The sequence below is a fragment of the Streptomyces sp. NPDC002926 genome, from assembly GCF_053591755.1.
Map to the genome: position 1 here is coordinate 138,031 of NZ_JBSFUK010000008.1, position 24,831 is coordinate 162,861.

General features: G+C 71.1%; 12 protein-coding genes. 9 read left to right on the plus strand and 3 right to left on the minus strand.

Annotated features, from left to right (window positions below; translation table 11 throughout):
* Positions 1-163: 163 nt before the first annotated feature.
* Positions 164-505: a hypothetical protein gene (locus tag ACWDZ6_RS16570; RefSeq protein ID WP_451503407.1), complete on the plus strand. Its 342-nt coding sequence runs from the start codon at positions 164-166 to the stop codon at positions 503-505.
* Positions 506-1,211: 706 nt separating this feature from the next.
* On the opposite strand, the gene ACWDZ6_RS16575 is transcribed toward ACWDZ6_RS16570, so the two are convergent.
* The gene (locus ACWDZ6_RS16575) at positions 1,212-2,609 is read right to left on the minus strand and encodes a sporulation protein (RefSeq protein WP_451503408.1); all 1,398 of its coding nucleotides are present in this window, start codon (positions 2,607-2,609) and stop codon (positions 1,212-1,214) included.
* A gap of 335 nt (positions 2,610-2,944) precedes the next feature.
* Between ACWDZ6_RS16575 and ACWDZ6_RS16580 the strand changes: the two genes are divergently transcribed.
* Positions 2,945-4,870: a nucleotide sugar dehydrogenase gene (locus ACWDZ6_RS16580; RefSeq protein WP_451503409.1), complete on the plus strand. Its 1,926-nt coding sequence runs from the start codon at positions 2,945-2,947 to the stop codon at positions 4,868-4,870.
* Positions 4,871-5,082: 212 nt separating this feature from the next.
* Here the strand turns inward: ACWDZ6_RS16580 and ACWDZ6_RS16585 are convergent, their stop codons facing one another.
* Entirely contained in the window at positions 5,083-5,337 is a 255-nt protein-coding gene (locus ACWDZ6_RS16585; protein WP_451503410.1) for a cytochrome P450, read from the minus strand.
* A 1,369-nt stretch (positions 5,338-6,706) separates the two neighbouring features.
* On the opposite strand from ACWDZ6_RS16585, the gene ACWDZ6_RS16590 reads away from it, so the two are divergent.
* The 3 genes from ACWDZ6_RS16590 to ACWDZ6_RS16600 all read left to right on the plus strand — a co-directional run bounded on the left by ACWDZ6_RS16590 (position 6,707) and on the right by ACWDZ6_RS16600 (position 13,786).
* Entirely contained in the window at positions 6,707-7,015 is a 309-nt protein-coding gene (locus ACWDZ6_RS16590; RefSeq protein WP_451503411.1) for a hypothetical protein, read from the plus strand.
* A 133-nt stretch (positions 7,016-7,148) separates the two neighbouring features.
* Positions 7,149-12,632, plus strand: a complete 5,484-nt coding sequence (locus ACWDZ6_RS16595) for an amino acid adenylation domain-containing protein (RefSeq protein WP_451503412.1) — start codon at positions 7,149-7,151, stop codon at positions 12,630-12,632.
* The gene (locus tag ACWDZ6_RS16600; RefSeq protein ID WP_451503413.1) at positions 12,629-13,786 is read left to right on the plus strand and encodes a saccharopine dehydrogenase NADP-binding domain-containing protein; all 1,158 of its coding nucleotides are present in this window, start codon (positions 12,629-12,631) and stop codon (positions 13,784-13,786) included. The genes ACWDZ6_RS16595 and ACWDZ6_RS16600 overlap by 4 nt, the downstream gene beginning before the upstream one ends.
* Positions 13,787-13,851: 65 nt before the next feature.
* Here ACWDZ6_RS16600 and ACWDZ6_RS16605 read toward each other — a convergent pair whose 3' ends face one another.
* Positions 13,852-15,456 carry a B12-binding domain-containing radical SAM protein gene (locus ACWDZ6_RS16605; protein WP_451503414.1) on the minus strand — a complete coding sequence of 535 codons (1,605 nt, stop codon included), beginning with the start codon at positions 15,454-15,456 and terminating at the stop codon, positions 13,852-13,854.
* Between the two features lie 287 nt (positions 15,457-15,743).
* Here ACWDZ6_RS16605 and ACWDZ6_RS16610 point away from each other — a divergent pair, with 287 nt between their 5' ends.
* Genes ACWDZ6_RS16610 through ACWDZ6_RS16625 form a run of 4 tightly spaced genes read left to right on the plus strand, consistent with a single transcriptional unit; the run spans position 15,744 to position 24,775 of the window.
* Positions 15,744-17,585 (plus strand): ABC transporter ATP-binding protein, encoded by a 1,842-nt coding sequence (locus ACWDZ6_RS16610; protein ID WP_451503415.1) that lies wholly within the window; start codon positions 15,744-15,746, stop codon positions 17,583-17,585.
* A complete protein-coding gene (locus ACWDZ6_RS16615; RefSeq protein ID WP_451503416.1) occupies positions 17,582-19,291 on the plus strand; it encodes an ABC transporter ATP-binding protein in 1,710 nt (569 codons plus the stop codon). Before ACWDZ6_RS16610 ends, ACWDZ6_RS16615 begins: the two co-directional genes overlap by 4 nt.
* Positions 19,292-19,346: 55 nt before the next feature.
* Complete coding sequence (locus tag ACWDZ6_RS16620; protein ID WP_451503417.1) at positions 19,347-23,972, plus strand: amino acid adenylation domain-containing protein; 4,626 nt, start codon at positions 19,347-19,349, stop codon at positions 23,970-23,972.
* Positions 23,969-24,775, plus strand: coding sequence for a thioesterase II family protein (locus tag ACWDZ6_RS16625; RefSeq protein ID WP_451503418.1), 807 nt, complete (start codon positions 23,969-23,971; stop codon positions 24,773-24,775). The genes ACWDZ6_RS16620 and ACWDZ6_RS16625 overlap by 4 nt, the downstream gene beginning before the upstream one ends.
* Positions 24,776-24,831 lie beyond the last annotated feature (56 nt).

Here is a 24,831-nt window from a genome sequence, read left to right on the forward strand (position 1 = left end):
GTCGACGGAGTCCGGCTGCTATCAGGCACTCCTCTCGTCCGTCAAGTCCCGAAATGCAGGGTCATGACCGGTCCGCCCGGTTCAGGGCTTACTGGATGCACGGGTTCACCGGAGCAGCCGGACCACCTGGAACCCCCATCCCCCTCACCTCAAGGAGAGCACCATGATCCGCACCACTCGGACCCAGCGCCTGGCCGTCGTCACCGCCACCACCGCCCTGGCCGCCGGAGGGGCCATGCTCTCCTCCACCGCCCACGCCGCCCCGGCCCCCCACACCACCAAGATCAGCAGCCATCACGACGACCACCACAAGGACCGGTTCAAGAAGAAAGACAAGCCCGGCAAGGGCACCAAGAAGATCACCGTCACCAAGCGCACCACGATCATCCGCCCCGACGGCACCGTCATCATCAAGGAGAAGACCAAGACCATCGAACGCAGCAAGGGCTTCCACAAGTCCAACGCCCGCTTCGACGACACCCCCACCAACAAGAACGACAGCTGACCCCACGGCGACCATGTCTCCGGGCCGACCGGACCACACCGCCGGCCCGGAACGCTGCGCGGGGGAGCCGGACGGAACGCCACGCCGATCCAGAGCCCGGGCATCCATCCTCCTCGCCCAGGCATGGGGCCGCCCCGGTGGACGGGATGGGGGTTCGTCATCCGGTGCCGAGCGGGCCGAGCGCGGACCACAAGCGGCAAGGCGGCAGATGCGGGCGCTGGCCGACGCGGTGACCGAATCGGAAGCCGGCCTGCTCGCTCTGTCGTCCCTCCCTCACCTCGTCCAGTCCTTCCCGGCCTGAAGCCGGTCCCCAGCACCTCGCTCACTCGCCCCGTCGGCTGGCCGCTCGCTCCCGCTGGCTGCACGGACCGCTCGTCGAAAGATTCTCGGACTGAGGCGAGCGGAGACAATCGCGGCACCGCGTCCCCGACAGCGAGCGCAAGCTGCGGGCGGAGCTGAAGAAGACCAAGGAACGACTGGCCGAGGTGATCGCGGAGAACAAGCGCCAGCAGGCCGAGATCGAGAAGTTCGCCCGGGTGGTGAACGTGCTGGAGGTCGAGAACGACCAGCTTCGCGGCCAGCAGGGCCGCAAGCGGGCCCCGGTGGTGCTGTTGCACCCCGCGCACCGAGCCCGGCCGGTAATCTCGCCAGCAGCCCGCCTCGTTCTGCCCGCGTTCACGGGCAGAACGAGGCGGGCGGGCACTACTCAGGCGGCGACGGCGAGTTCGGAGCGGGTGCGGTGGACGAACTCGCAGACGGCCGGCTCGCGCCGCCAGGGCGCCAGGGCTGCGTTGAACTCGCGGACGTAGTCCTTGGCCCGGCTGGACTGAACGCGGGCGAGGATGTCGACGGAGCGGTTGCCGAGCTCGAGACCGTGGTCGAGGTCACGGGCCTGCAGATGGGCGGTCCCCACGATCGCGAGCCGCATCCCGACAGAGCGCGTGAACACCCCGGTCGGCATCGCGGCGGCCTGCTTGTTCCAGGCGAGGGCGGCCTTGGGGTTCTTCAGGTCACGGAAGACCTCGGCGGCGTCCGCCGAGAGGCGGGCGTGGTGATAGAAGTCGATCCATCCGGGCTCGTCGCCGCTTTCGGCTCTGGCCTGGCCCAGCAGGTCCTCGGATGCCGCGAGGGCCCGTGAGGCGGCCTTGGGGTCGTTCTCGCGGGCGTGAGCGCGGGCCTCGATCAGCTTGGTGAACGCCAGCACTCTCGGCGCCGCCTGCCCCTTGGCGCGTTCGAAGGCGCCCTGGGCCATGTCCACGGCCTCGGAGGCGAAGCCCCGCATCAGGGACTGCATGGCCATCGTGGTCAGGACATAGCAGCCCAGCTGCACATCCCCGCCCGCGCGGGCCAGGCGGAGAGCCTGGATGAAGTGCCGCTGGGCGGCATCGTGCTGCCCGACGTCGAACGCCGTCCACCCGGCAAGCCGCGACAACTCGGCGGTCACGCTGAAGAGTTCACGGCCGACGCCGTCGGAGAAGGTGCCCTGCAGGAGTGGGGCCGCCCGGTGCTCAAGGCAATCGGTGACGGAGCTGGACTTCCAGTTCCCGCCGCCATACTTCGAGTCCCAGCGACGGGCGTGGTCGGCGGCTTCGCGCAGTTCGTCCAGGTCTGAGCGACCGACCTGCTGACCGCCCTGGTGGTCGGCGGTCTCATCGGCGGGGCTGACCAGCCAGCGGGTGACCGGGACGGCGAACGCGGACACGGCGAAGCCGGACCCGGTCTCCTTGAGGAAGTCGCGGCGGTTCACGGAGCTCCAGAACGAAGTGGCGACGCGGACAGCGTCGGCGGGATCTCGCGAGAAATCCAACCCCACCGAAGCGTCGATTGTCTCCGCCTCGCCCATACCGATTTCTGCGAGATTGACGGGCCGCCCCAGCCGTTCCCCGATCGCCTGGGCCAGCAGCCGGGGCACCGGCGGCTTCGGGATCATCCCGCGCCGGCACCAGTTCGCCACGGACGTATGCGAGTAGTCGGTCTCTATCCCGGCCTCGTGGGCGAGCTGGTTGACGCGCAGAGCCAGGGACTTGTGGCTCGCACCAGAGGCTTCGATGAGCCGGGCCAGGTCCGTATTGGGAGGACGGGCCCGACGGACGGTCGATGCCACGACGTCCCCCTTGACCAGTACTGGAGCGTTGCGCACGAGGTCGTACTCGACTGGGCACAGAAAGTGGTACGCGGACGGCTGAGGATTTTCAGTCGTACGCGAACCCTCGCTGGGCACGAAGAGTCGTACGCGATACGCGTGTTGGGTCACCGAGGGTATTGCCTGCGGGGCCCGCATGAACCGCGCACGCGAGTTGTGAGCCCCCCTGCGAGCCCTCCCCGGTCTTCTTGCTGACCGCTGTGATGAAGGCCCAGGCCACCGCCGGAACTGGACCAGGCGCCTTCCGGCGGTGGCCGCCGGCAGGGCACCAACGCTCACTCTCGGGGGTGAACCAGATGTGCGGAATCGCAGGATTGGCCGGACCGGACGCCCAGTGGCACCAGACGACGGTGAAAGGCCATGGGCATCGCCCAGCACTACCGTGGACCGGACGGCACCATGCACGGCCCATCCAGCGACGGGCGGGCGGTGCTGGCCATGAACACGCTGCTGATCGTGGACCCGCTCGCCCGCCCCGGCCCCTACCTGGACCGCACCTCCGGGTTGCTGCTGGCCTTCAACGTCGAGATCTACAACTACCGGCAGCAGGCCGCCGCCTGGGGCATCGAGCTCGCCGAGAAGGAGACCGACGCCACCTGGTCCTCAAGGCATGGACGAAGCTCGGGCCGTCCTGCCTGGATGGGCTGGACGGCATGTTCGCGCTCGCGGTCTATGACCCGCGCGTCGGCAAGCTGTTCCTGGCCCGGGACCGGCTGGGGGAGAAGCCGCTCTACTGGCGCCTGGACGGCGCGCGGCTCGCGTTCGCCTCCGAGGTCACCACCCTGACCTGCTACGGCCAGGCTCCGCTGATCGTCCGCCCGGAGATGCTGGCGATCGGCCCACCTGAACCCGTCCCCGGGAAGGGGCTGCCGGGACGCGGCCCCATCTGGAAGGACACGCTCGTGAAACTCACCGTCGTCGGCTGCGGCTACCTCGGCGCCACCCACGCGGCCTGCATGGCCGAACTCGGCCACGAAGTCCTCGGCATGGACTGCGACATGGACAGGGTCGCCGTCCTCAACTCCGGCAAGGCCCCGTTCTTCGAGCGCGACCTGGACGACCTGCTGGCCAAACACACCGCCACGGGCCGCCTGAAGTTCACCGCCTCCTACGCCGAGGCTGCCCACTTCGCCGACCTGCACTTCATCGGGGTCGGCACCCCGCAGACGCCCGGCAAGGACACCTACGACCTTACCCAGCTCTATTCCGTGGTCCGCCAGCTCGCCCCGTGTCTGACCGGTCCGGCCGTGATCGCGGTCAAGTCGACCGTCCCGGTCGGCACCGCACCCCGAGTCGCCGAGAGCCTGCGGGCCCACGCACCGGCAGGCGACCAGGTCGAGGTCGCCTGGAACCCCGAGTTCCTGCGCGAATCGTTTGCCATCGAAGACACCCTCCACCCCGACCGGCTCGTTCTCGGCTTCCAGGAAGAGCAGACCTGGGCCGAGGCCATGCTGCGGCAGTGCTTTGCGAAGATCATCAAGTCCGGGACCCCGACGATCGTCACCGACTGGGCGACGGCCGAACTCGCCAAGGGCGCCGCGAACTCCTTCCTCGCCACCAAGATCTCCTTCATCAACGCGATGGCCGAGATCTGCGAGAAGTCCGACGCCGACGTCCAGCATCTCGCCGAGATCCTCGGCCACGACCTCCGCATCGGCCGGCGCGGGATGCGGCCCGGTCTTGGCTTCGGCGGAGGCTGCCTGCCCAAGGACATCCGCGGCTTCATCGCCCAGGCCGCCGTGCTCGGAGCCGAAGCGGCCACCGGCATCCTCCGCGAGGCCGACGCGGTCAACACCCGCCGCCGCGGGGCCATCATCGACCTCGCCTGCGAACAGCTCAACGGCGACCTCATGGGCAAGCGGATCACCGTCTGGGGCGCCGCCTTCAAACCGAACACCGACGACATCCGCGACTCGCCCGCCCTCGCCGTCGCCCAGAGACTCCACGAGCTCGGCGCCACCGTCACCGTCACCGACCCCAAGGCCCTCGACAACGCCCGCAAGATCTACCCCGAACTCGACTACATCGACGACCCGATCGCCGCCGTCCAGGACGCCGACCTGCTGCTGCACCTGACCGAGTGGGCAGAGTTCGGTCACATCGACCCGCATCGTCTCGTCCACCGCCCCACTCAGCCGATGGTCATCGACGGCCGCGGCACCCTCAGCCCCGACACCTGGCGCGAGGCCGGATGGACCTATCGGGCCCTCGGCCGTCCTTGATCCCGAGGCCAGAACGACACACCACCTCAGACGGCCAGCACCCGGGGAGGGGCTGGTCGTCTGCGGTTGATGCGGAGCTGTCCCCCTCTACTGAGCGTCACCATGGCAGCAGGAGTAGGAAGCCAGGAAGGCTGGGGCAACGCGCACAGACTTGAAACGGAAGCCGTGTGCCCGTTCTCCGGCGTCTGCGCCTCCCGCGACCGCCGCCCACTTCAGGTACGTGGCGGTTCCAAGGTCGCGGGGGTGGGGCCGTCGGGGCGGACGGTGATGCCGTACGCCGCCTTCGTGGGGGTGGAGGAGAAGGCCAGGGTGTGGACTGGCAGCAGGTGTTCGAGCAGGACCGTTGATTCGCGGAGCGCGAATTGCAGACCGAGGCAGGCGCGGGGACCGATGCCGAAGGGGAAGTAGGCGCCCGGGTGGGCAGGTCGGCCGTCCGGGGTGATGAAGCCATCGGGCTTCAAGTCCATTGACGTGTCTTTCGGCTGGCCTTTGCCGGACCTCGGCATGGGTATTCGCGCACGGACGGGATGAGTACCCTCCCCGATGCCCCAGGCGTCCAGCGCTGATGGGGTGGACCACATGAACCCGGATGTTGTGCCGCAGTTCCATGTCTCCCATGAGACTTGGTGGAAGGCGCCGCTCGTGACCTCCTTGCCCGGTCTGCCGCTCCTGGTCTGGGAGTACAGCCTGTTCCGGTCCGAGGGCTGCATCAGCGGCATCGATATTGTGATCTTTTGGGGTATGGGCCTGTTCGCGGTCGCCTGGGTTCTGCCCCACCGCCGGTCCATGCGTGGGCTGCGCATGGCGACCGCCAGTACCGCGCTCGGGTGCGCCGTGCTCCCGCTAGTGTTCGCGGTGCTGCTGGGGGCGGCGATGGCCTCGGCCGATGCCAACCAGGCCGACTCCGCGTGTATTCAAACGCCCACGGGTTCGGGCACGGCGTCTGGGGTGCTGTCGTCGGGATCAGCGAAGAGGCCGTGCCCATTGACGGACTACCATGACGAGTCCGCCATCACGCACGGCAGCGCCGACGGCGTCCGGGGCAGGGGTGTCCAATTGGCGTCCGCATCGGCAGGCGTAAAGCCGCGTGCGTCATTATCTCCGGCCGCCGGAACAGTTGGCGGCGGTATGGATTCCGCTTGTGCCGGCGCGAGCGGCAGTACCGCCAGCGCCAGTCCTCCGCGAGAACGGAGAGCGTTCTTCGCATGTTCAAGTTGCTTCTCGCTGGTTTAAGGATCGGCAGATCGCTCCGTGAGCGTGATCCTCCCAATGCGCCATGATCCTGGGACGACCTGCAACAGGGGGAGAATTAATGAGCAAGTGTCGGAGTGTCAGCCAATGCGTGCTGATAACTGGCCTGACTGCTCTGTACATCGGCGGGCCAAGCGTGGCGCACGCGGAGCAGGTGCCGCTGCCGAAGGAGGGATACGCCTCGGTCGCGGGCCCGGCTGGTCCGGGTCAGAATGTCGGGATCACCATCAAAGAGGAGCCTGGAAATCCGCATCCGACGGGGGTGGAAATGTCCAGTCCCGCTCTGGACCACGGAAACGCCCTGGGGGACACAGGCGCTGCCTGGGTCGGTTCGGGACGTATTCTCTCGGATGCCAAACCAGGGACGTACAAGGTGAAGTTCACCCTGACCTACAAGGGTGCCCGGTGCATGAACGAGACAGACCGGGACAGCGTCTGCGACTACGACCCCACCGTTCTCTGGGGCGAGCTCAAGGTAGAGGCCGTTGGTGAACGACAAGCCGACGGCTGGGGAGTGTGGCAAGGGGCGGCACTCGGCGCCGCGGCGGCCGCACTGGCTGCCGTCGGTGTCATCGGTGTTCGCCGATGGGCCGCACGGCGAGCTTGCAGGGCGTCGGCCGCCGGAGCCGGGTCCGGCCCTCCGACCCGTACCGCGCGGCCGCCTGGCGCCTCAGGGTGACGGGCGCGGCCTGTGTGGCCGTCGAGGACTCACCGGACGGAACGACCTCGGCCGACGCCGCGGGCGGCACCGTCCTGGTCGTCCCCTCCCTGCTGCCCGTGCCCTCACAGCCGGGACGGATCTTCGCGGACAGCCTGGAAGAGGTGTCCCTCGCGGGTCTGCGCCGCTACTTCGCCGACGGCAGAACCGCTACGGGGATGACGATCAGCTCCTGAACTCCGCGGCGTACCCCTCCTCGGCCCGGCCGGACGGGCATCCAGAACATCACCAGTACCGGTGCACGAGGCTGTCCATCCTCGCGTGCCTGTTTCAGGGTGTGCGCACGATGCCGAGGAAGGGCAACGGATCATGAATGTCGGGGAGTTCGTGGCCGAACTGAACGCGGCCGGAGTGGTGATGTACGAGGAGGAGGGCAAGCTCCGCTATCGCGCGCCCCAAGGGGTGATGACACCGGAGCGGCTCGATACGCTCCGTACCCACCGTGACGCCGTCCTCGCCCTGCTGCACGCAGATGAGTACGGCCCCGCCGCCGGAGCCGACCCCGCGTCGGCCCACGAGCCCTTCCCGCTCACTGACGTCCAAGCGGCTTATCTGCTCGGCCGGAGCGAGGCGTTCGACTACGGCGGCGTGGCCTGCCACGGCTACCTCGAGATAGCCCTCCCGCACTGGGGCGCCGCGCGGATCGAGGAGGCCTGGAACGAGCTGATCCGGCGGCACCCCATGCTGCGCGCCGTGGTCTCCGCCGAAGGCCACCAGCGGGTGCTCCCGGAGGTCCCGTACTACCGCGTCCGCCACGAGGACCTGCGCGGCGACGCCGACGCGGCGCGCGCCTTGGAGGCGACCCGCGGCGAGATGTCCCACCAGGTGCGGCCCACCGAGCAGTGGCCCCTCTTCGACCTCCGCGTCACCGAGACCGACCGTGCCCTGCTCCTGCACGTCGCCGTCGACCTGCTCATCTGCGACTACAGCAGCATCCGGCTTCTGCTCGCCGAACTGGCGGACCTGTGTACGGGCGCCCAGCGGCCCGAGCCGCCGGGCGCCACCTTCCGTGACTACGTCCTCGCCGCGGGCCGGGCGCGCGAGGGCGCCCGCTACCGACGGGACCGCGCCTACTGGTGGTCCCGGATCGACGACCTGCCGGCCGCCCCAGACCTGCCGCTGCGCACCGACGCGCTCAACGCCGCGCCGCGCTTCACCCGGCGCGGGCTGCGGCTCACCCCCTCGCAGTGGGAGACCCTGACCCGACGCTCCACCGAGGCTGGCGTCACCCCCTCCGGCGTCCTCCTCCAGGCCTTCGCCGAGATGATCGGCCGCTGGAGCCGCCACCCCCGCTTCACCCTCAGCCTCACCGTCCAGAACCGGCTCCCGCTCCAGCCCGAGGCCGACCGCGTCATCGGCGACTTCAGCTCCACCAGCCTGCTCGCCGTGGACCTCACCGAGGGCACGACGTTCGTCGACCGGATGCGGACCGTCCAGGCCCGCCTCTGGGAGGACATGGACCACCGGCTCTGCTCGGGCGTCGAGGTGCTGCGGGAGCTGGCCCGCCGCCGAGGGCGCGCCGAAGCACTGCTGCCGGTCACCTTCACCAGTACCGTCAGCGGCTCCGCAGGGGACGCTTCCGCCTTCTCCCTGATGCCCGGCGGCGAGCTGGTCCACGGCATCACCCAGACCCCGCAGGTCTGGATCGACTGCCAGGTCATGGAGGACGGCGGCGGCCTCCTCGCCCACTGGGACGTCCGCGAGGGCGTCTTCCCCGAGGGCGTGGTCGACGACATGTTCGCCGCCTTCTCCGCTCTCGTGACGAGGCTGGTCGACGGCGCCGCCGCATGGGCGGACGCCGACCTGCAGGCACTCCCCGCCCGGCAGACGCGGATCGTGGCCGCCGTGAACGACACCACCGCCGCGGGCCGCCACCAGCTGCTGCACACCGCCGTCGTCGAACAGGCGGAGCACACCCCCGAAGGGACCGCCGTGGTGACCTCCTCGCGGACTCTCAGCTACGCCGAACTTCTCGGCAGGGCACGGGCCGTGGCCGCCGTCCTCCTCGACGCCGGGATCCTTCGGGGACAGCGTGTGGGCATCGTGATGGACAAGGGCTGGGAACAGGTCGTCGCCGTCCTCGGCGTTCTGCTTGCCGACGGCGCCTATCTCCCCGTGGACACCACACAGCCGGCGCTGCGGCGGAACGCCTTACTCGCCGACGCCGAGGCACACCTGGTGCTCACCCAGTCATCGCTGCTGCCCTCCCTGGACCTCGCGGCCGACGCCCGCGCGATCGCCGTTGACACCCTGCCTCCCGTGGACCCGCGCGACCAGGTCACCCCCCGGCACCCGGCTGCACCCGAGGACCTCGCGTACGTCATCTACACCTCGGGCTCCACCGGCACCCCCAAGGGCGTGATGATCAGCCACGCCGCCGCGCTCAACACCGTCGACGACATCAACACCCGCTTCTCGGTGACCTCCGACGACCGGGTGCTGGGCCTGGCCCAGCTCGGCTTCGACCTGTCGGTCTACGACGTCTTCGGCCCCCTCTCGACCGGCGGCGCGCTCGTCCTGCCCGACGCCGCGCGACGCGGTGATCCCGGACACTGGGCGGAGCTGCTCGCGGACCACTCCGTCACCGTGTGGAACTCCGTCCCCGCGCAGATGCAGATGCTGGAGGAGTACCTCCGTACCGCACCCGGCGTGGACGTCTCCCGGCTGCGGCTCGCGATGCTCTCGGGCGACTGGATCCCCGTCACGCTCCCCGACGCCGTCCGCCGCCGCGTCCCCGGGCTGAACGTGGTGAGCCTCGGCGGCGCCACGGAGGCGGCCATCTGGTCGATCTGCCACCCCGTCACCACCGTTGCCCCCGGCATACGCAGCATCCCGTACGGAAAGCCCCTGGCCAACCAGCGCTTCCACGTCCTCGATGCCTTCCTGCGCGAATGCCCCGCCCATGTCACCGGCGAGCTGTACATCGCCGGAGCCGGCCTCGCCCTCGGCTACCTCGGCGACGCCGAGCGCACCGCCGAGCGGTTCGTGACGCACCCCGCCACCGGCGAACGGCTCTACCGCACGGGCGACATGGGCCGACGCCTGGACGACGGTGTCATCGAGTTCCTCGGCCGCGTCGACCGCCAGGTCAAGCTGAACGGACACCGCGTCGAACTCGCCGAGGTCGAGGCGGCGCTCCAGACCCATCCCGCCGTCGAGGCCGCTGCGGCTGCCGTCCAGGGCGAGGGCAGCGCACGCCGGGTCGTCGCCTTCGCCGAACCCGGGCGGACCGAGGCATCCGAACTCCCCGCAGCGGTACGGGACAAGGCGGCCGCGAGCGTCACCACCGCCGTCCGCGCCGTCGAGGCGGCGGAGGTGTCCGAGATGGTCGAACTGCTCGACGTCTCCGCCCTCCAGTCGATGGGCGTCCTCTTTCGGTCCTGCGGACTCTTCCCCGACGCCACGGCCCAGCACACCGCCGAGGAGATCATTGAGGCCGTCGGCGCGGCCCCCGAGAACCACTACCTCGTACGACGCTGGCTCAACGCCCTGGAGCAGGAGGGCCGGGTGGTCCAGGACGCGGACACCGGCCGCTACCGCGAGCTGCGGCGGGACGCACCGGGGGAGCACGAGACCGTCCTGGACCGGATTGACGCGCTCGAATCCCGGATCCGCTGGGGCGCCGAACTCGTCCGCTACCACCGGGTCTCCGAACAGCACCTCGCCCCGCTCGTCCGCAACGAGATCGACCTCAAGACCCTGCTCTTCCCCGAGGGCCGCCTGGAGACCGCCGAGGCCGCCTACCGCGACAACCTGATCAGTCGTCACAACAACGCGGTCGTGGTGGCGGTGCTGCGCGAGATCGCCCGGCGGAACACCGGCCCCGAACCGCTCCGGCTCCTGGAGATCGGCGCCGGGGTGGGCGGCACCAGTACCGTCCTGGTCCCCGAACTCGACGACCTGGACGTCGATTACCTGTTCACCGACCTCTCCCACTTCTTCCTCACCGCGGCCCAGGAGAAGTTTCAGGACCACCCCTGGGTCCGCTACGGGCTGTTCGACCTCAACCGCGACCACCGTGCCCAGGGCCTCGCCCCGAACTCCTTCGACGTGATCCTGCTCGCCAACGTCCTGCACAACTCCGTGCACGCTGAGCAGGTCCTGGCCCGGCTGCGGGAACTCCTCGCGCCCGGCGGCTGGCTCGTCTTCATCGAGGCCACCCGCGACGCGTACCACGTCATGACCTCCATGGAGTTCAACGCGGGCCTCCACGGCTTCGAGGACGAACGCCGGGAGACGGGCCAGACCTTCTTCGGACGCGAACAGTGGCTGCGGATGCTCCGCGAGGCCGGCGCCGAGGTGGCCTTCTGCCTCCCCGAGGAGGACAGCCCGCTCTCCCGGATCGGCCAGCACGTCTTCGCGTCCCGGTTCAAGGCGGACCGGACCCGGCTCCGGCCCGAGGCACTCACCGGCCATCTTAGCGACCGGCTTCCCCCGTACATGATTCCGGCCGAACTCCAGATCGTGGACCACATCCCCCTCACCGCGAACGGCAAGGTCGACCGTGGCCGCCTCGACGCCTGGACCGCCTCCACCGCCCGGGGACGCTTCGACGAGGGCGGCGACGTACCGCGCGCCGGCCTGGAACAGACCCTGGCCGCGCTCTGGACGGACGTGCTGCCGGTCACCTTCGTAGGCCGCGACGCCAACTTCTTCGACCTCGGCGGCGACTCGCTCCTCGTGGCCCGGCTCGTCACCCGGTTGCGCGAGCAGCTGCCCGAGGCCGCCGACCTGGAATGGGACGACCTGCTGCGCCTGGTGATGAACCGGCCGACCGTGGCGGCCCTCGCCGGGCACCTCGGCGCCCCGCGCGGCGGCGTCCCCGGCCTCGCGGGGGCGGCCCCCGCCTCCTCGCTCGTCCGGATTGGCGATGGGGCTGCGGGAGCGGCGGGCACCGCCATCCGGGTCCTGGTGCACGACGGGACGGGCACCCTCATCCCGTACCGCGCGGTGATCCGTGAGGTGGCGGACCGGCTGCCCCTCGCCGGTCTCGTCGTCGACGACATCGACGCGTTCCTGAAGGCGGATCCGCGCACCCAGGTCGCGGAGCTCGCCGACCGGCACGCTGAGGCCCTGCTGGCCGAAGGACTGGGGCGCGTCCACCTCGTCGGCTACTGCATGGGCGGCCTGCTCGTGCCCGAACTCGCCCGGCGGTTGACCGCCGCGGGCGCCGAGGTGACCGGCCTCACCGTCATCAGCAGCTACCGCGTCCCCTACCTCGTGGAGGACGACCTCCTTGCCGAGTACATCTTCGCCCGGCTGATGCGGGCCGACCTGGTCGGACTCGGCTACCCCCGGGACGAGTCGGCGACACGGGAGCTCGTACGGGCGACCACCGAGCACTTCGGGAGCACGGTGCCGCCGGGCAGCCTCGTCGACCGACCCGAATCGACCCTGACCGGTCCCGGACGGGAGGCGCTGCAGGCCTTCCGGGTGCTCGCCGAGCGGCCCCAGGAGGAGCGGCTGCGCGCCATCGGCGCGTCGATGCCGGTGGAGGACGCCGAACTCCGCTCCGAGGAGCGACTGTCCCGGCTCTACGCCATCGTCAAGCACAGCCTCGTCTCCGTCGCCTCGCACGAGGCGACACTCTGCGAACTGCCGGCCACATTCGTCCGTCAGACGGGCGAGGCGGAGATCTTCCCCGGCATGCACCGCGACATGACCGACTACTGGCAGCAGGTGTGCGGCGCAGGGCTGCGCGTCGTCGACGTGCCCGGTGACCACTTCACCTGCGTCCAGCCGCCCCACGCCGAGGCCGTGGCTCGCGCCCTGCTCCCGGAGGACGGCCGGTGAACGGCGAGGCACCCCTGATCGGCATCCTCGGCGGGTACGGGGCGGTCGGCGCGGCAGCCGCCCGTGTGCTCGCCGCCGAGGGCGAGTTCCGGCTGCGGATCGGTGGCCGGGACCACGGGGCGGCGGCGCGCCACGCCGCCGCCCTGGGCGGGCACGTCGAGGTGAAAGAGGTCGACGCCCGGTGCGACGCGAGCCTGGAACGTTTCGGCCACGGCTGTGACGTGGTGCTCCACTGCGCGGGACCCGCCTACGAACTGGCCGACCGCCCGCGCAGGGCGGCGGCCGCCGCCGGGGCCGATTACGTGGACGTGATGGACGGCTGCGGCCCCGTTCCCGCCCCGGCGGGCGAGCGTACGGCGGTCCTGTCGGCGGGACTGTCGCCCGGCCTCTCCGGGCTGCTGCCCCGGATCCTTGCGGACGGGCGGGCCCCGCTGGGGGCCGCCCGGTTCACCGGGTACTACGTCTCGCTCGGCGCGTTCACTCGGACCGGCGCCACGGACTATCTGCTGAGCCTGGACCGCGGTTACGGCACACCCCGCGCCCAGTGGCGCGACGGCCGCGTTGTGCACGGAGCCCTGCGGGGCGCGGAGGAGCATGTGGTGGCCGGGGTGCCGAACCCGGTGACCACGTACGCCTATCTCACCCAGGAGCTGGTGGGCCAGGCCCGCGCCCTCGGCCTCGCCGAGGCCCGCTGGTACAACGCCTTCGACGGCCACCACCTGCTCGACGCGCTGAACCGCTACCGGGCCGGCGACGACCGGGCGGGCAGCCTGGCGGAGCGGGCGGGAGGCTTGGTGCGGGCCAGCACGCTCGACGCTCTCGGGCGCTCCCCGTACCACGTGCTCTGCGGGGTCCTGGAGTCCGCGGGGCCCGGCGGTGCCCCGGTGCGGCGCCGTGTGGTGATCCGGGGTGAGGACGGCTCGGCGATGACCGGGGTGGTGGGCGCGGTCGCGGCCCGGGAGGTGGCCCGGGGCAGCGTCCCCCGTGGCGTGCACCGGGCCGCGCGGGTCCTGCCGGCCCCGGGCGTCCTCGACGCGCTGCGGCGGCACCTGCCGGGCACGGTCGTGACCGTTTCCGGCGATGAACGCTCCGATGACGTGTCCGCCGAGGGCGTCGTCGCCGCGCACCCCGTCATGGAGGAAGGCGTGCTGTGACACGGCCCGGTTGAGACACGACGGCGTGGCGGGCCGGAAGCCCGCCGCGCCGTCGCGTTCCCACGTCAGACCGGGTCGCAAACCAACTGCTGTCCTGCCGGGGCGAGTTCGACGCCGAAGTCCCTCAGACTGTGGAGGTTGTCACGGATGACCGCGGCCCCCTCGTCCAGGTCGGTGTGGTCGACCGGCGCCATGCTCATCCGCTCCAGGCACTTCTCCACGGCGATGTTGGTGGAGAAGTCGTGACGGGGCATCAGCCAGTGCTGGTAGTCGTGCTGCCAGAGACTGAGCACCGCCTTGTCGTTGGTGAGGCGCACCTTGTCGAGCGTCTCCTTGTGCAACTGGGCGGCCTGCGCGCTGTTCATGCCGATGTGGGACCAGGGCGAGGCGGGATCGGTGGGATCGTCCGCCACGATCTGCAGCTCCTCCCGGTCCTGCCAGAGCGGCATGGTCTCGTCGGTGATGGAGAACCGGGAGAGCGCGAAGTGCCCGGAGTACTCCCGCAGGAGGTAGTCCTGCGTGTCCCGGAACATCCCCGGGTCCTCGCCCGGGTATCCCACGATGAAGAGGCCGTAGTACGACAGCTCGCTCTCGCTGAGCAGCTCGACGGCCCGGCGGTTCTGCTTGACCGAGACCCGCTTGCTCATCCGCTTCAGCGTGTCGTCGTTCATCGACTCGAAACCGATGTGCAGCTGGAAGCAGTGCGCGGCCTTGAGGCCGGCCACGAGTTCCGCCGAATTGATCGTGTTGGCGCGGCTGAACCCCTCCCACCTTGGTACGCCCGAATCGGGGAGAATCTCCAGGAGCCGGCGCAGGCGGGTCGGCGGGATGGTGAAGGTCGAATCCATTGCCGAAATGACGTCCGCGCCGTTCCGATTGGCATAGGCGATCCAGTCGTCGCGTATCTTCTCGGCGGACTTGAATCGCCATTTCGGTGAAGCGGCGGGAAACGAACAGAATTTGCAGTCGAACGGACAGCCCCGCATGGACTCGTAGGGGACGATCGGCTGGTTGCCGAGGACGACCGGCGACGGGAAGTCGTCGATGTCGACGTACTCGGTCGGATTGATCCGGATGTTGTCCCCGTCGCGCCACACGAGATTCGGCACGGCGCTCAGCTCACCCCGTCCGGCCAGCGCGTCCAGGGTTTTGGGCAGGGCGATCTCGCCGTCGCCGCGGACCACGGCGACGATCTCCGGGTAGTCGCGCATGGCCGCCATGAACTTGAGGTTCGTGAACTGTCCGCCGGCCACGATCCGCGTGCCGGGCAGATTCTCCCGGACCCACCGCACGGCCGAACCCAGGATCGGACCGTTCCAGATGTACGTGGTCGAAAGGAGCACCACGTCGACGTCACCCCCCGGGGCCTTCGCGCGACCCACCCAGACGTCCTCCAGGTCCAGACGCTCGAAACTGTGACCGCTGTCCTCCAGGATCGACAGGAGGGTGACCGTCGTCAGATGGGGTGTCGTGTCCGAGCGCGGCCTGAGTAGGGCGTACCGCTGTCCGTGCTGGTCGAAGGCGAGACGCCCCAGGGCGAGGTCGGCGCTTCCGGCCCTTCGGAGCATTTCCCTGGCTGCTTCGGAGGGATTCGCCGTGAAAAGCGATCCCTCCAGATAGGGCGAATTGAGGTTCGCGGGCCCGAGCCCGCTCAGAAGTAGAAAGCGCACGCGTTCCAGCTCTCCTGTGGTGAGGTCATGGCGGCCCCGGCAGGGGTGACCGCGATCGTTTCAGGCCGCTCCTGGGTGTCTTCTGGACGGATTCTCCGCGCTGGAAATCTCCCGTCGGAGCAGGCGCCGGGGGCCTGTTGCGACGCCCGGCGGTGGTTCTCGAAGCCGCTTGCGAGGCGGGTTCTTATACGTGTAAAGTTATTGCCGTCTTATGGATCTTTCCGTCCGGTCGTGGCAGCGTCTCGCGCTCCCGGGCCGGACGGTCGCGCCCGAAAGGTGGGAATCCCATGGCCACGGCAGAGGGTCTGCACAGCCGTGCCGACGGCAGGGAGGTGGTCGACGACGACGGTCCGGAGAACGAACCGGGCGGTCCGGCCGCGACGTCCAGGCAGGTGCTCCTGCGGTTACTCCGCCCCTACCGCACCAGCCTCGTCGCTGTCTTCGTCCTCCAGATCGTCAGCTCCCTCGCGGGCCTCGCACCGCTGATCGCGGTGGTAGAGCTCGGACGTGTGCTGCTCGCCCCGGGGTCGGTGGACCACGGCGCCGCCTGGCTCGCCGTCTGGATCGGCGTCGCCGGCCTGCTCGTCCGCGTCGTGCTCGGCGCCGCCTCCGGCGGCATCGCGCACCTCGTCGACGCCCGGCTCCAGCTGTCGCTGCGGCGGCTGCTCGCCCAGCGCCTGGGCAAGGTGCCGCTCGGCTGGTTCTCCCGCCGCAGTTCGGGCGAGATCAACGGCGTGGTGCAGGGCGACGTCGACCAGCTGCACCACCTGATCGCCCACGCGCCCGTCGAGGCCACCTCCGCAGTCGTCGTCCCGCTCGCCTCGCTCGCATATCTCGCCTGGGTGGACTGGCGGTTGACGCTCGTCGCGCTCGTGCCGGTCGTCCTCGGCCTGCTGCTCCAGCGACTACTGCAGAGCGAGGACCGGCAGCGCGAGGGCCGCAGGATGGGCGAGGCCATGGGACGCATCGGCGCCGCCTCCGTGGAATTCGTGGAAGGCATCTCGGTCGTCAAGACCTTCGGCGGCGGCGGCCGGGCCCACCGGCGCTACCGCAAGGCCGCGGACGACTTCGCCGACTTCTTCCTCACCTACGTGGCCGGCGCCGCGGGCCTCGCCTCTCTCGCGGCCCTCGTGCTTTCCCCGCCCTTCGTCCTGCTGCTCGTCCTCGCCGGCGGTACGGCCCTGATCGCGGCCGACGCCATGCCGCCCACCGACTTGCTGCCGTTCCCGCTGCTCGCCGTCGCGCTGACCGCGCCGATCGCCGCGCTCGGCCACGGCCTGGACAACGTGCACGCCGCCGAGCGCTCCGCCGAGCGGATCCGCGCGATGCTGAACGTCCCGGCGCTGCCCGAGCCCGTCAGGCCGGCCGAACCGCAGGGCGACCGCGTGGAGTTCCGCGACGTCGGCTTCGCCTACGACACGGGCCGCCCGGTGCTGCGGGGGATCGACCTGACCCTCGAACCGGGCACCACCACCGCACTCGTCGGCCCCTCGGGCGCCGGAAAGTCCACCCTGGCCCAACTGGTCCCGCGGTTCTCCGACCCGACCAGCGGCATCGTGCTCCTCGGCGGCGTCGACGTACGCGACATTCCTGGCGAACTTCTGTACCGCCACGTCTCGTTCGTCCTCCAGGACGTCCGGCTGCTGCGTGCCGGCATCGCCGACAACATCGCCCTCGCCGTGCCGGAGGCCGCCCGCGCCGACGTCGAGCGGGCGGCACGCGCGGCGGGCATCGACGAGCGCATCAGGGCGATGCCCCGCGGATACGACTCCGTGATCGGCGAGGACGTGGGTCTCTCCGGCGGCGAGGCACAGCGCCTCTCCATCGCTCGGGCCCTGCTCGTCGACGCCCCCGTGCTGGTCCTCGACGAGGCGATGTCCTTCGCCGACGCCAAGACCGAGGCCGAGGTCCGCGCCGCCTTGGAGACCCTCGTCCGGGGCCGTACGCAACTGGTGATCGCCCACCGCCTCGAGACGGTCGCCCGCGCCGACCGGATCGTGGTCATGGAGGACGGGCAGATCGTGGAGAGCGGCAGCTACCACGAATTGATCCACATGAACGGCAAGTTCGCCGCCATGTGGCGTGCCCAGCACGCGCGTGCTGGCCGTACGAAGGAGATCGGCCGATGATCAGGTTGCTGCTGCGGGTCCTGGGCGAGCGGAACTCGGGCCCCCTGCGCCGTACCGTTGCCCTGATGTCCGTCTGCGCCATCGTGGAGGGCCTGTCCTACGCGCTGCTCATCCCGCTGCTCCGGGCCCTGCTCGACGGCGACGCCAAGGACGCCTGGCCGTGGCTGGCCGCCTTCGCCGTGGCCGTCCTCGTGACCTCCGTACTCGGCTACCTCAGCGACAAGTCCGGGTTCCGCACCGGCGGTGAACTCTCCCGAGGCCTGCACCACCGCCTCGGCGACCACCTCGCGGGACTGCCGCTCGGCTGGTTCACCCCCGGCCGGGTCGGGGACGTCTCCGGGCTCACCAGCCGGAGCGTGATGGAGGTGATGTCGGTACCGGCCCACCGGCTGAGGCCTCTCGTCAACGCCACCCTGATCCCGCTCTCCGTGGTCGTGGTGCTCTTCTTCTTCGACTGGCGGCTCGCCCTCGTCGGCCTCGTCGCCGTCCCGCTGATCACCGGCGTGCAGAGCTGGACGTCCAAGGCCACCGCCCGTCAGGACGCCGAGCGGGCGCGGAGCAGTGACGAGGCCTCCGGACGCGTTGTCGAGTTCGTCCGCGCGCAGCCGGTGCTGCGCGCAGGCGGCCGGACGGGCGAGCGCTTCGGACTCCTGGACGACGCGCTGCACCAGCAGTGGCGCAGCAGCCGGCGGGCGGCCCTCAGCGGTGTGCCCGGCATGCTCGGCCTCACCTTCTCCGTCCAGGCCGTCTTCACCGCCGTCCTCGCCCTCGGTGTGTACCTGACGCTGGACGGCGGCCTCGGCGCCCCGGAACTCCTCGCGATCATGGTCCTGGCAGCCCGCTGTGTCGACCCCCTGCTGTCCCTCGCCGACCTGGGCGGCATCATGCGCGTCTCCCGAGGGGAACTGGAACGCATCGACGCAGTCCTGACCGAGCCCCCGCTGCCGCGCGCAGAGGCGCCCGCGACCCCGGCCCACGACGGCGTACAGCTGGAGTCGGTCGGCTTCCGGCGCGGTGACCGCGACGTGCTCGACGGCCTCTCCCTGGAGATCGAGGAGGGCCGTCGCCTCGCCGTCGTCGGGTCCTCGGGCGCCGGCAAGAGCACGCTGCTCCAGCTCGTCGCCCGGTTCCACGACGTTGACTCGGGCGTGGTGCGCCTCGGAGGGGTGGACGTACGCGACATCGACGGCGAGGAGCTGATGTCCCGGCTGTCCATGGTCTTCCAAGACGTCTACCTCTTCGAGGGCACGATCGAGGACAACGTCCGGATCGGCCGGCCCGATGCCACGGCCGAGGAGGTGCGGGCCGCGGCCGTCGCCGCGTCCCTGGACGAAGTGGTGGACCGGCTCCCCGACGGCTGGGACACCCAGGTCGGCGAGGGCGGCGCCGCCCTGTCCGGAGGCGAGCGGCAGCGGGTCTCGATCGCCCGCGCCCTGCTGAAGGACGCCCCCGTGCTGTTGCTCGACGAAGCCACGTCGGCCCTCGACCCGGAGAGTGAGGCGGCCGTCCAGGAGGGCCTCGACCGGCTCATGGCGGGGCGTACGGTCATCACCGTCGCCCACCGCCTCAGCACCGTCGAGCACGCCGATCTGATCGCCTTCCTCGAGGACGGCCGGATCGTCGAGCAGGGCAGCCACGAGGAGCTCATCCGGCACGGCGGCCGGTACGCGGAGTTCTGGCGAATCGCCGCGCACGCGGCGGCGTGAAGGCACGATGGCGAGCGCTCGCCGGTCACACACCATCCGACACACGGGGGTAGGGATGTCACGCAGGACCACAGGGCAGCCGGTGGATCTCCGCGAGGAGGTCTCCGCGCTGCTCGGCGTCGAACTCGGTCCCAACGACGAGGACGCCAACCTCTTCGAATGGGGCTTGCAGTCCCTCCAGTTGATGACGCTGGTCAACCGGATGAATCGGGCAGGCGCAGGCGCCGACTTCACCGAGATGGCCCAGGACCCACGACTCCGGGCCTGGTACGAACTGCTCGCCGCACGCGAGGTCGAGCGTGGAGCAGCGCCTGAGACTGAGCGGGGGCAAGCGCGTGACTCGGCGGCGCCCGAGCCGGCCCGTGGAGCGGCACCCGAGGCGGAACCGGTCGCCCCCGTCGACGAGCACGCGCCCTTCCCGCTGACCGCCGTCCAGCAGGCCTACTGGATCGGCCGCGGCACGGACCGGCCCCTCGGCGGCGTCGGGTGCCACGCCTATCTGGAGATCGACACCCGGGACGTGGCGGCGGAACGCCTGGAGCGGGCAGTCCTGGCTCTCGTCCGCCGACACCCCATGCTCCGCGCCTCGTTCGCGGACGACGGCACCCAGCGGACGGGCGAGAGCGTCACCTGGCCCGGCCTGACGGTCCACGACCTCGCGGAACTCCCGGCCGACAACGCCGAGGACGCCCTCCTGCATCTGCGGGAACGCCTCTCCCACCGGGTCCTCGATGTCGCCCGGGGCCAGGTGCTCGACGTCCAGCTCAGCCTCCTCCCCGACGGGGCACAGCGCATCCACATCAACGCCGACCTGCTGGTCGCCGATGTGCACAGCATCCGATTACTCCTCTCCGACCTCGCCGCGTTTTACGCCGACCTGGCGAGCGTCGAGGACCTGCGGTACTCCTTCCCCCGGTACGTCGCCGACACCGCCGCCCGGCGGGCGGCCGGACGCGAGCGGGCGCGCGCGTACTGGCAGCAGCGTCTGCCAGCACTCCCCGGCGGGCCCGCTCTGCCGCTCGCGGTGGACCCCGGCGAGGTCGGCGTGCCGCACTTCGTACGGCGAGGGCACACTCTGACGGCCGAGGAGTGGAAGGCCCTTCGGAACCGAGCCGCCGTACACGGCGTCACGCCCGCCGTGCTGCTGGTCACCGCCTTCTCCGAGATTCTCGCGCGATGGAGCGGACAGCAGCGGTTCCTGCTCAACATCCCGCTGTTCGACCGCGATCAGGGTCTCCACCCCGACATCGAGCGCATCGTGGCCGACTTCACCAGCCTGCTGCTCCTGGATGTCGAGCTCTCCGGTGACGACGGCTTCGCCGACCGGGCCCGCGCAATCCAGCAACGACTGCACGACGACGTCGGCCACGCCGCATACACCGGAGTGGACGTGCTGCGGGACTTCGTCCGCATCGACACCGGAACCCCCCGTACGGCGCCCGTGGTCTTCGCCTGCAACCTCGACGCCCCGCTGGTGCCCGACGACTTCGCCGCCCACTTCGGCGAGCTGTCCTGGATGGTCTCCCAGACCCCCCAGGTCTGGCTCGACCACCAGGTGTACGGGACCCGTGACGGCGGACTGCTCCTTGCCTGGGACGCCATCGAGGCGCTCTTCCCGGACGGCGTGATCGACACGATGTTCGCGGCGTACACCGATCTGGTGCGGCGCCTGGCGACCACCGACTGGAACCTCCCGCCGGACGTACCCCTGCCCGAGTCCCAGCTCCGATGTCGCGCCGAGGTGAACTCCACGACCCGGCGGGAGAGCGGTCGCCGTCTGCACCAGGCGTTCTTCGAGCGGGCGGCCGGCCGGGCCGCAGCGCCCGCGCTGCTTTGGGGCGAGGGCGGCCGTCTCACCCACGGCGAACTGGCCGACCGGGCGCTGCGCGTGGCCGGAGCACTCGCCGCGCGGGGCGTCGGGCCGGGCAGTGCGGTCGTCGTCACCGCTCTCAAGGGTCCCGACCAGATCGCGGCGGTGCTCGGCATCCTCGCGGCGGGCAGCACGTACGTACCGGTCGGCGTCGACCAGCCCCCCGAGCGCCGGGACCGCATCCATGCGCTCAGTCGGTGTGCGCTCGTCCTGGACGGTACCGGGGCGACGCCACCGCCCGGGTCCGCGACGCCCTTCCTGCCCCTCGCCGAGGCGCTCCGGGCGGCGCCGTTGGACGCCCCGGTGGAGGTCTCCGTCGACGAGACCGCGTACGTCATCTTCACCTCCGGCTCCACCGGCACGCCCAAGGGCGTCGAGATCAGCCACCGCGCCGCGGTCAACACCGTGGAGGACATCGATGAGCGGTACGGGATCGGGCCCGAGGACCGTGTCCTGGCCGTCTCCGCCCTGGACTTCGACCTCTCGGTGTGGGACGTGTTCGGCCCGCTCGCCGAAGGCGGCACCCTCGTCCTTGTCGACGAGAGCGACCGGCGCGACGCCCACCGATGGCTCGCGCTCTGCGAGCGTCACGCCGTCACCGTGTGGAACTCCGTACCCGCGCTGATGGACATGCTCCTCACCGCAGCCGACGGGGCGCCCCTGCCGGAGACCCTGCGCCTCGCGCTGCTCTCGGGCGACTGGATCGGCCTCGACCTCCCCGGCCGGCTCGACCGCGCGACGGACGGCCGGTGCCGGCTCGTGGCCCTCGGCGGCGCCACCGAGGCGGCGATCTGGTCCAACGCCCACGAGGTCGCCGTCGTACCCGCGCACTGGCGGTCGATCCCGTACGGCAGGCCGCTGGCCAACCAGCGGTTCCGGGTCGTCGACCCGCACGGCCGGGACTGCCCGGACTGGGTGCCCGGAGAGCTGTGGATCGGCGGCACCGGTGTGGCACGGGGATACCGGGGTGACCCCGCGCTGACGACGGATCATTTCCCCCGTGCCTCGGACGGACGCTGGTACCGCACGGGCGACCAGGGGCGCTACTGGCCGGACGGCACGCTCGAGTTTCTGGGACGTATCGACCACCAGGTCAAGATCAACGGTTTCCGCGTCGAACTCGGCGAGATCGAGTCCGTGCTCCAGGCCCACCCCGCCGTCTCGCACGTCCTCGCCGCCGTCGTCGGTGACCGTACACGGGAGATCGCGGCGGCGTTCCTGCCGGCCGGGGCCGCTGCCTCTGCCCCTGTCTTGGCGTCGGCCCCGGCCTCGGATGCAGCTTCGCCCCCGCGAGGGACCGCGGACGCAGGGCAGGAAGCCTTCGAGCAGGAAGCCGAGTTGACCGAGACTCTGCTCGCCGCCCTGCTGCATCCGCTGCTCGGCCCCAGTGAACGCCCCGTCGAGGTGAGCACGCTGCCCGTGGCGGAGACGAGCCGTCAACTCCTCGGCACCTGGCTGGAATTCCTCCGGAGCCGGGAGGTCCTGAGCAGCTCCGGAGGGACCGTGACCCGCGCCCCCCGCTGGGCCACGGTCCGCGACGGGGAACGGGCCGCGGCACTGCGCGGCCGGATCGCCGGCACCGGTCTCCAGCCGGTGGTGGACGGCTGGGCCGCGGCGATGCCCCTGCTGACGGCGGTGCTCGCCGGCACGACCTCGCTCGACGCCCTGGACGACGACCCCGTCCTGTCTCCCGACGGCCTCGCGCTGCACCTGCCCGGGACCGCCGCCTGCCTGGACGCCGTCGCGGGGGAGGTCGAGTCCCTGCACGCCGACGCAGCCCGGACGCTCGACGTCGCTGAATGGGCGGGCGCGGGCGGCCGGAGCGCCGCCGCACTCCTCGACCGGATCAAGCCCGGCACGGTCGACTACACGTTGCTCGACGCGCGTGCGTCCCGGGTCGCCGCCGCCGAGGCCCGCCTTGCCGGTTCCGGCCACAAAGCACGGACCGCCCGGCAGGACGCCTTCGCCGTAACCGAGTCGAGGCTGGCCGCCTTCGACGTCCTGGTGGTGAACGACGCCCTGGGCCGGGAACCGGACCCGGACGCAGCGGCGCGGGTGCTGGCCCTGATGGGCAGGCCAGGCAGCCGCGTGTTCCTCGTCGCGCGGGTCTCGGAGTCGCCGCTGGTGGTACCGACGATGCCCACCCCGTCCCCGTCCACCGATGTGTCGCGGTGGGTACGGGCCCTGGGCCTGGCCGGGTTCTCCGGCAGCGAGGTGTCCGGGCGCGAGCCCGATGGCGTGGCGCTGATCACCGCCCGGCACCCGGACACGGACCGCGCCGCCGACCTCGACCGGGCCGCCGACCCCGCGGCGATACGGTCCTGGCTCGCTGACCGGCTCCCCGCCCATATGATCCCCGGCTCCCTCGTCGGCCTCGCCGAACTTCCGCTGAGCGCCAACGGCAAGGTGGACCGGCGGCGCGTGGAGCAGGCCCTCAGGGACGCCGCCGCCCCGGCCGAGGGCGTCGACGATCCCCCGAGGGGTCCCGTGGAGGAGGCCGTGGCGGAGCTCTGGGCCCGCGTCCTCGGCGCGCCCGTGACCGCGCGGGGCGCGGGCTTCTTCGCCCTCGGCGGGGACAGCCTGACGGCGACCCGGCTGGTGGCCGCCCTCCGTGGCCGGCTCGGCGTGGAGCTGCCGATGCGCGACGTCCTGCGGGCCCCGACGGTGGCGGGAATGAGCGCCCTGGTGGGGGAGTTGAGGGCTGGGCGGGGTCCGGACCCGGACCCGGGCGGCGACGGTCCGGCCGGCGCGGCGGGTGGCCTGTCCGAACAGTTCAAGGCGTCCATGGAGTTCGAGGAGGGGGAGCTGTGATCCCGATCCCGGTGGACCCCGGTTCGTCTTCCGCGCTCCGGACATTCTCCCCGCGTACCCACGCCCGGTCCCGGCTGATCTGCTTCCCGCACGCCGGCGGGGCCGCCGGCGGATATCGAGCCTGGGCCCTGGACGCCCCCTGGGACGTCGAGGTGTGCGCGGTGCAGTACCCCGGCCGCGGCGACCGCTTCGACGAGACGGCTGTCACGGACGTGGAGAGCCTCCTGGACGACCTTGTCCCCGGCTTGACCCAGGGGCGTACCGGCGACGAGCTCGCGTCCACGGTGCTGTTCGGGCACAGCATGGGCGCGGCCGTGGCGTACGAGGCCGCGCGCAGGCTCACCGTGACCGGCCGCCCTCCCGCGGCGCTTGTCGTCTCCGGCCAGCCCGCCCCCATGCGGACCCGGGGCGGCGTCCTCCACCGCGCCACTGATGCCGATCTCCTCGCGGACCTGACCAGGCTCGGAGGCACCGCCCAGGACGTCATGGACAACCGTGCGCTCCTGGAGGCCCTGCTGCCCGCCGTCCGGAGCGACTACCGGATCGTCGAGACGTACCGGCCGCTGCCCGGTGGCCCGCTGGGCATCCCGGTGACCGTGCTGTACGCCGACGACGACCCGGAGATCACCGCCGACGAGGCCGTCGCCTGGGGCGAGGTCACCACCGGGCCCTGCGCGGTGGAGGTTTTCACCGGCGGCCACTTTTATCTGGAGACTCGGCGCGCGACCGTACTCCCGCGCGTCTTCCGGGCGGTACGGGAAGCGCTGCCCGAGGCCCTCTCCGCCTGGCCGTCCACCCCGTGACGCACCGTCGGACACGGCGGCCGCACACACCGTTCTGTAACGGACCGAGAGGAATC

What these genes read in the sequence shown, in the direction of transcription:
- ACWDZ6_RS16580 (WP_451503409.1), top strand. Translation starts at nt 2,945, where the DNA reads ATGTGCGGAATCGCAGGATTGGCCGGACCGGACGCCCAGTGGCACCAG.
- ACWDZ6_RS16615 (WP_451503416.1), top strand. Translation starts at nt 17,582, where the DNA reads ATGATCAGGTTGCTGCTGCGGGTCCTGGGCGAGCGGAACTCGGGCCCC.
- ACWDZ6_RS16585 (WP_451503410.1), bottom strand. Translation starts at nt 5,337, where the DNA reads ATGGACTTGAAGCCCGATGGCTTCATCACCCCGGACGGCCGACCTGCC.
- ACWDZ6_RS16590 (WP_451503411.1), top strand. Translation starts at nt 6,707, where the DNA reads ATGGGCCGCACGGCGAGCTTGCAGGGCGTCGGCCGCCGGAGCCGGGTC.
- ACWDZ6_RS16610 (WP_451503415.1), top strand. Translation starts at nt 15,744, where the DNA reads ATGGCCACGGCAGAGGGTCTGCACAGCCGTGCCGACGGCAGGGAGGTG.
- ACWDZ6_RS16570 (WP_451503407.1), top strand. Translation starts at nt 164, where the DNA reads ATGATCCGCACCACTCGGACCCAGCGCCTGGCCGTCGTCACCGCCACC.
- ACWDZ6_RS16620 (WP_451503417.1), top strand. Translation starts at nt 19,347, where the DNA reads ATGTCACGCAGGACCACAGGGCAGCCGGTGGATCTCCGCGAGGAGGTC.
- ACWDZ6_RS16595 (WP_451503412.1), top strand. Translation starts at nt 7,149, where the DNA reads ATGAATGTCGGGGAGTTCGTGGCCGAACTGAACGCGGCCGGAGTGGTG.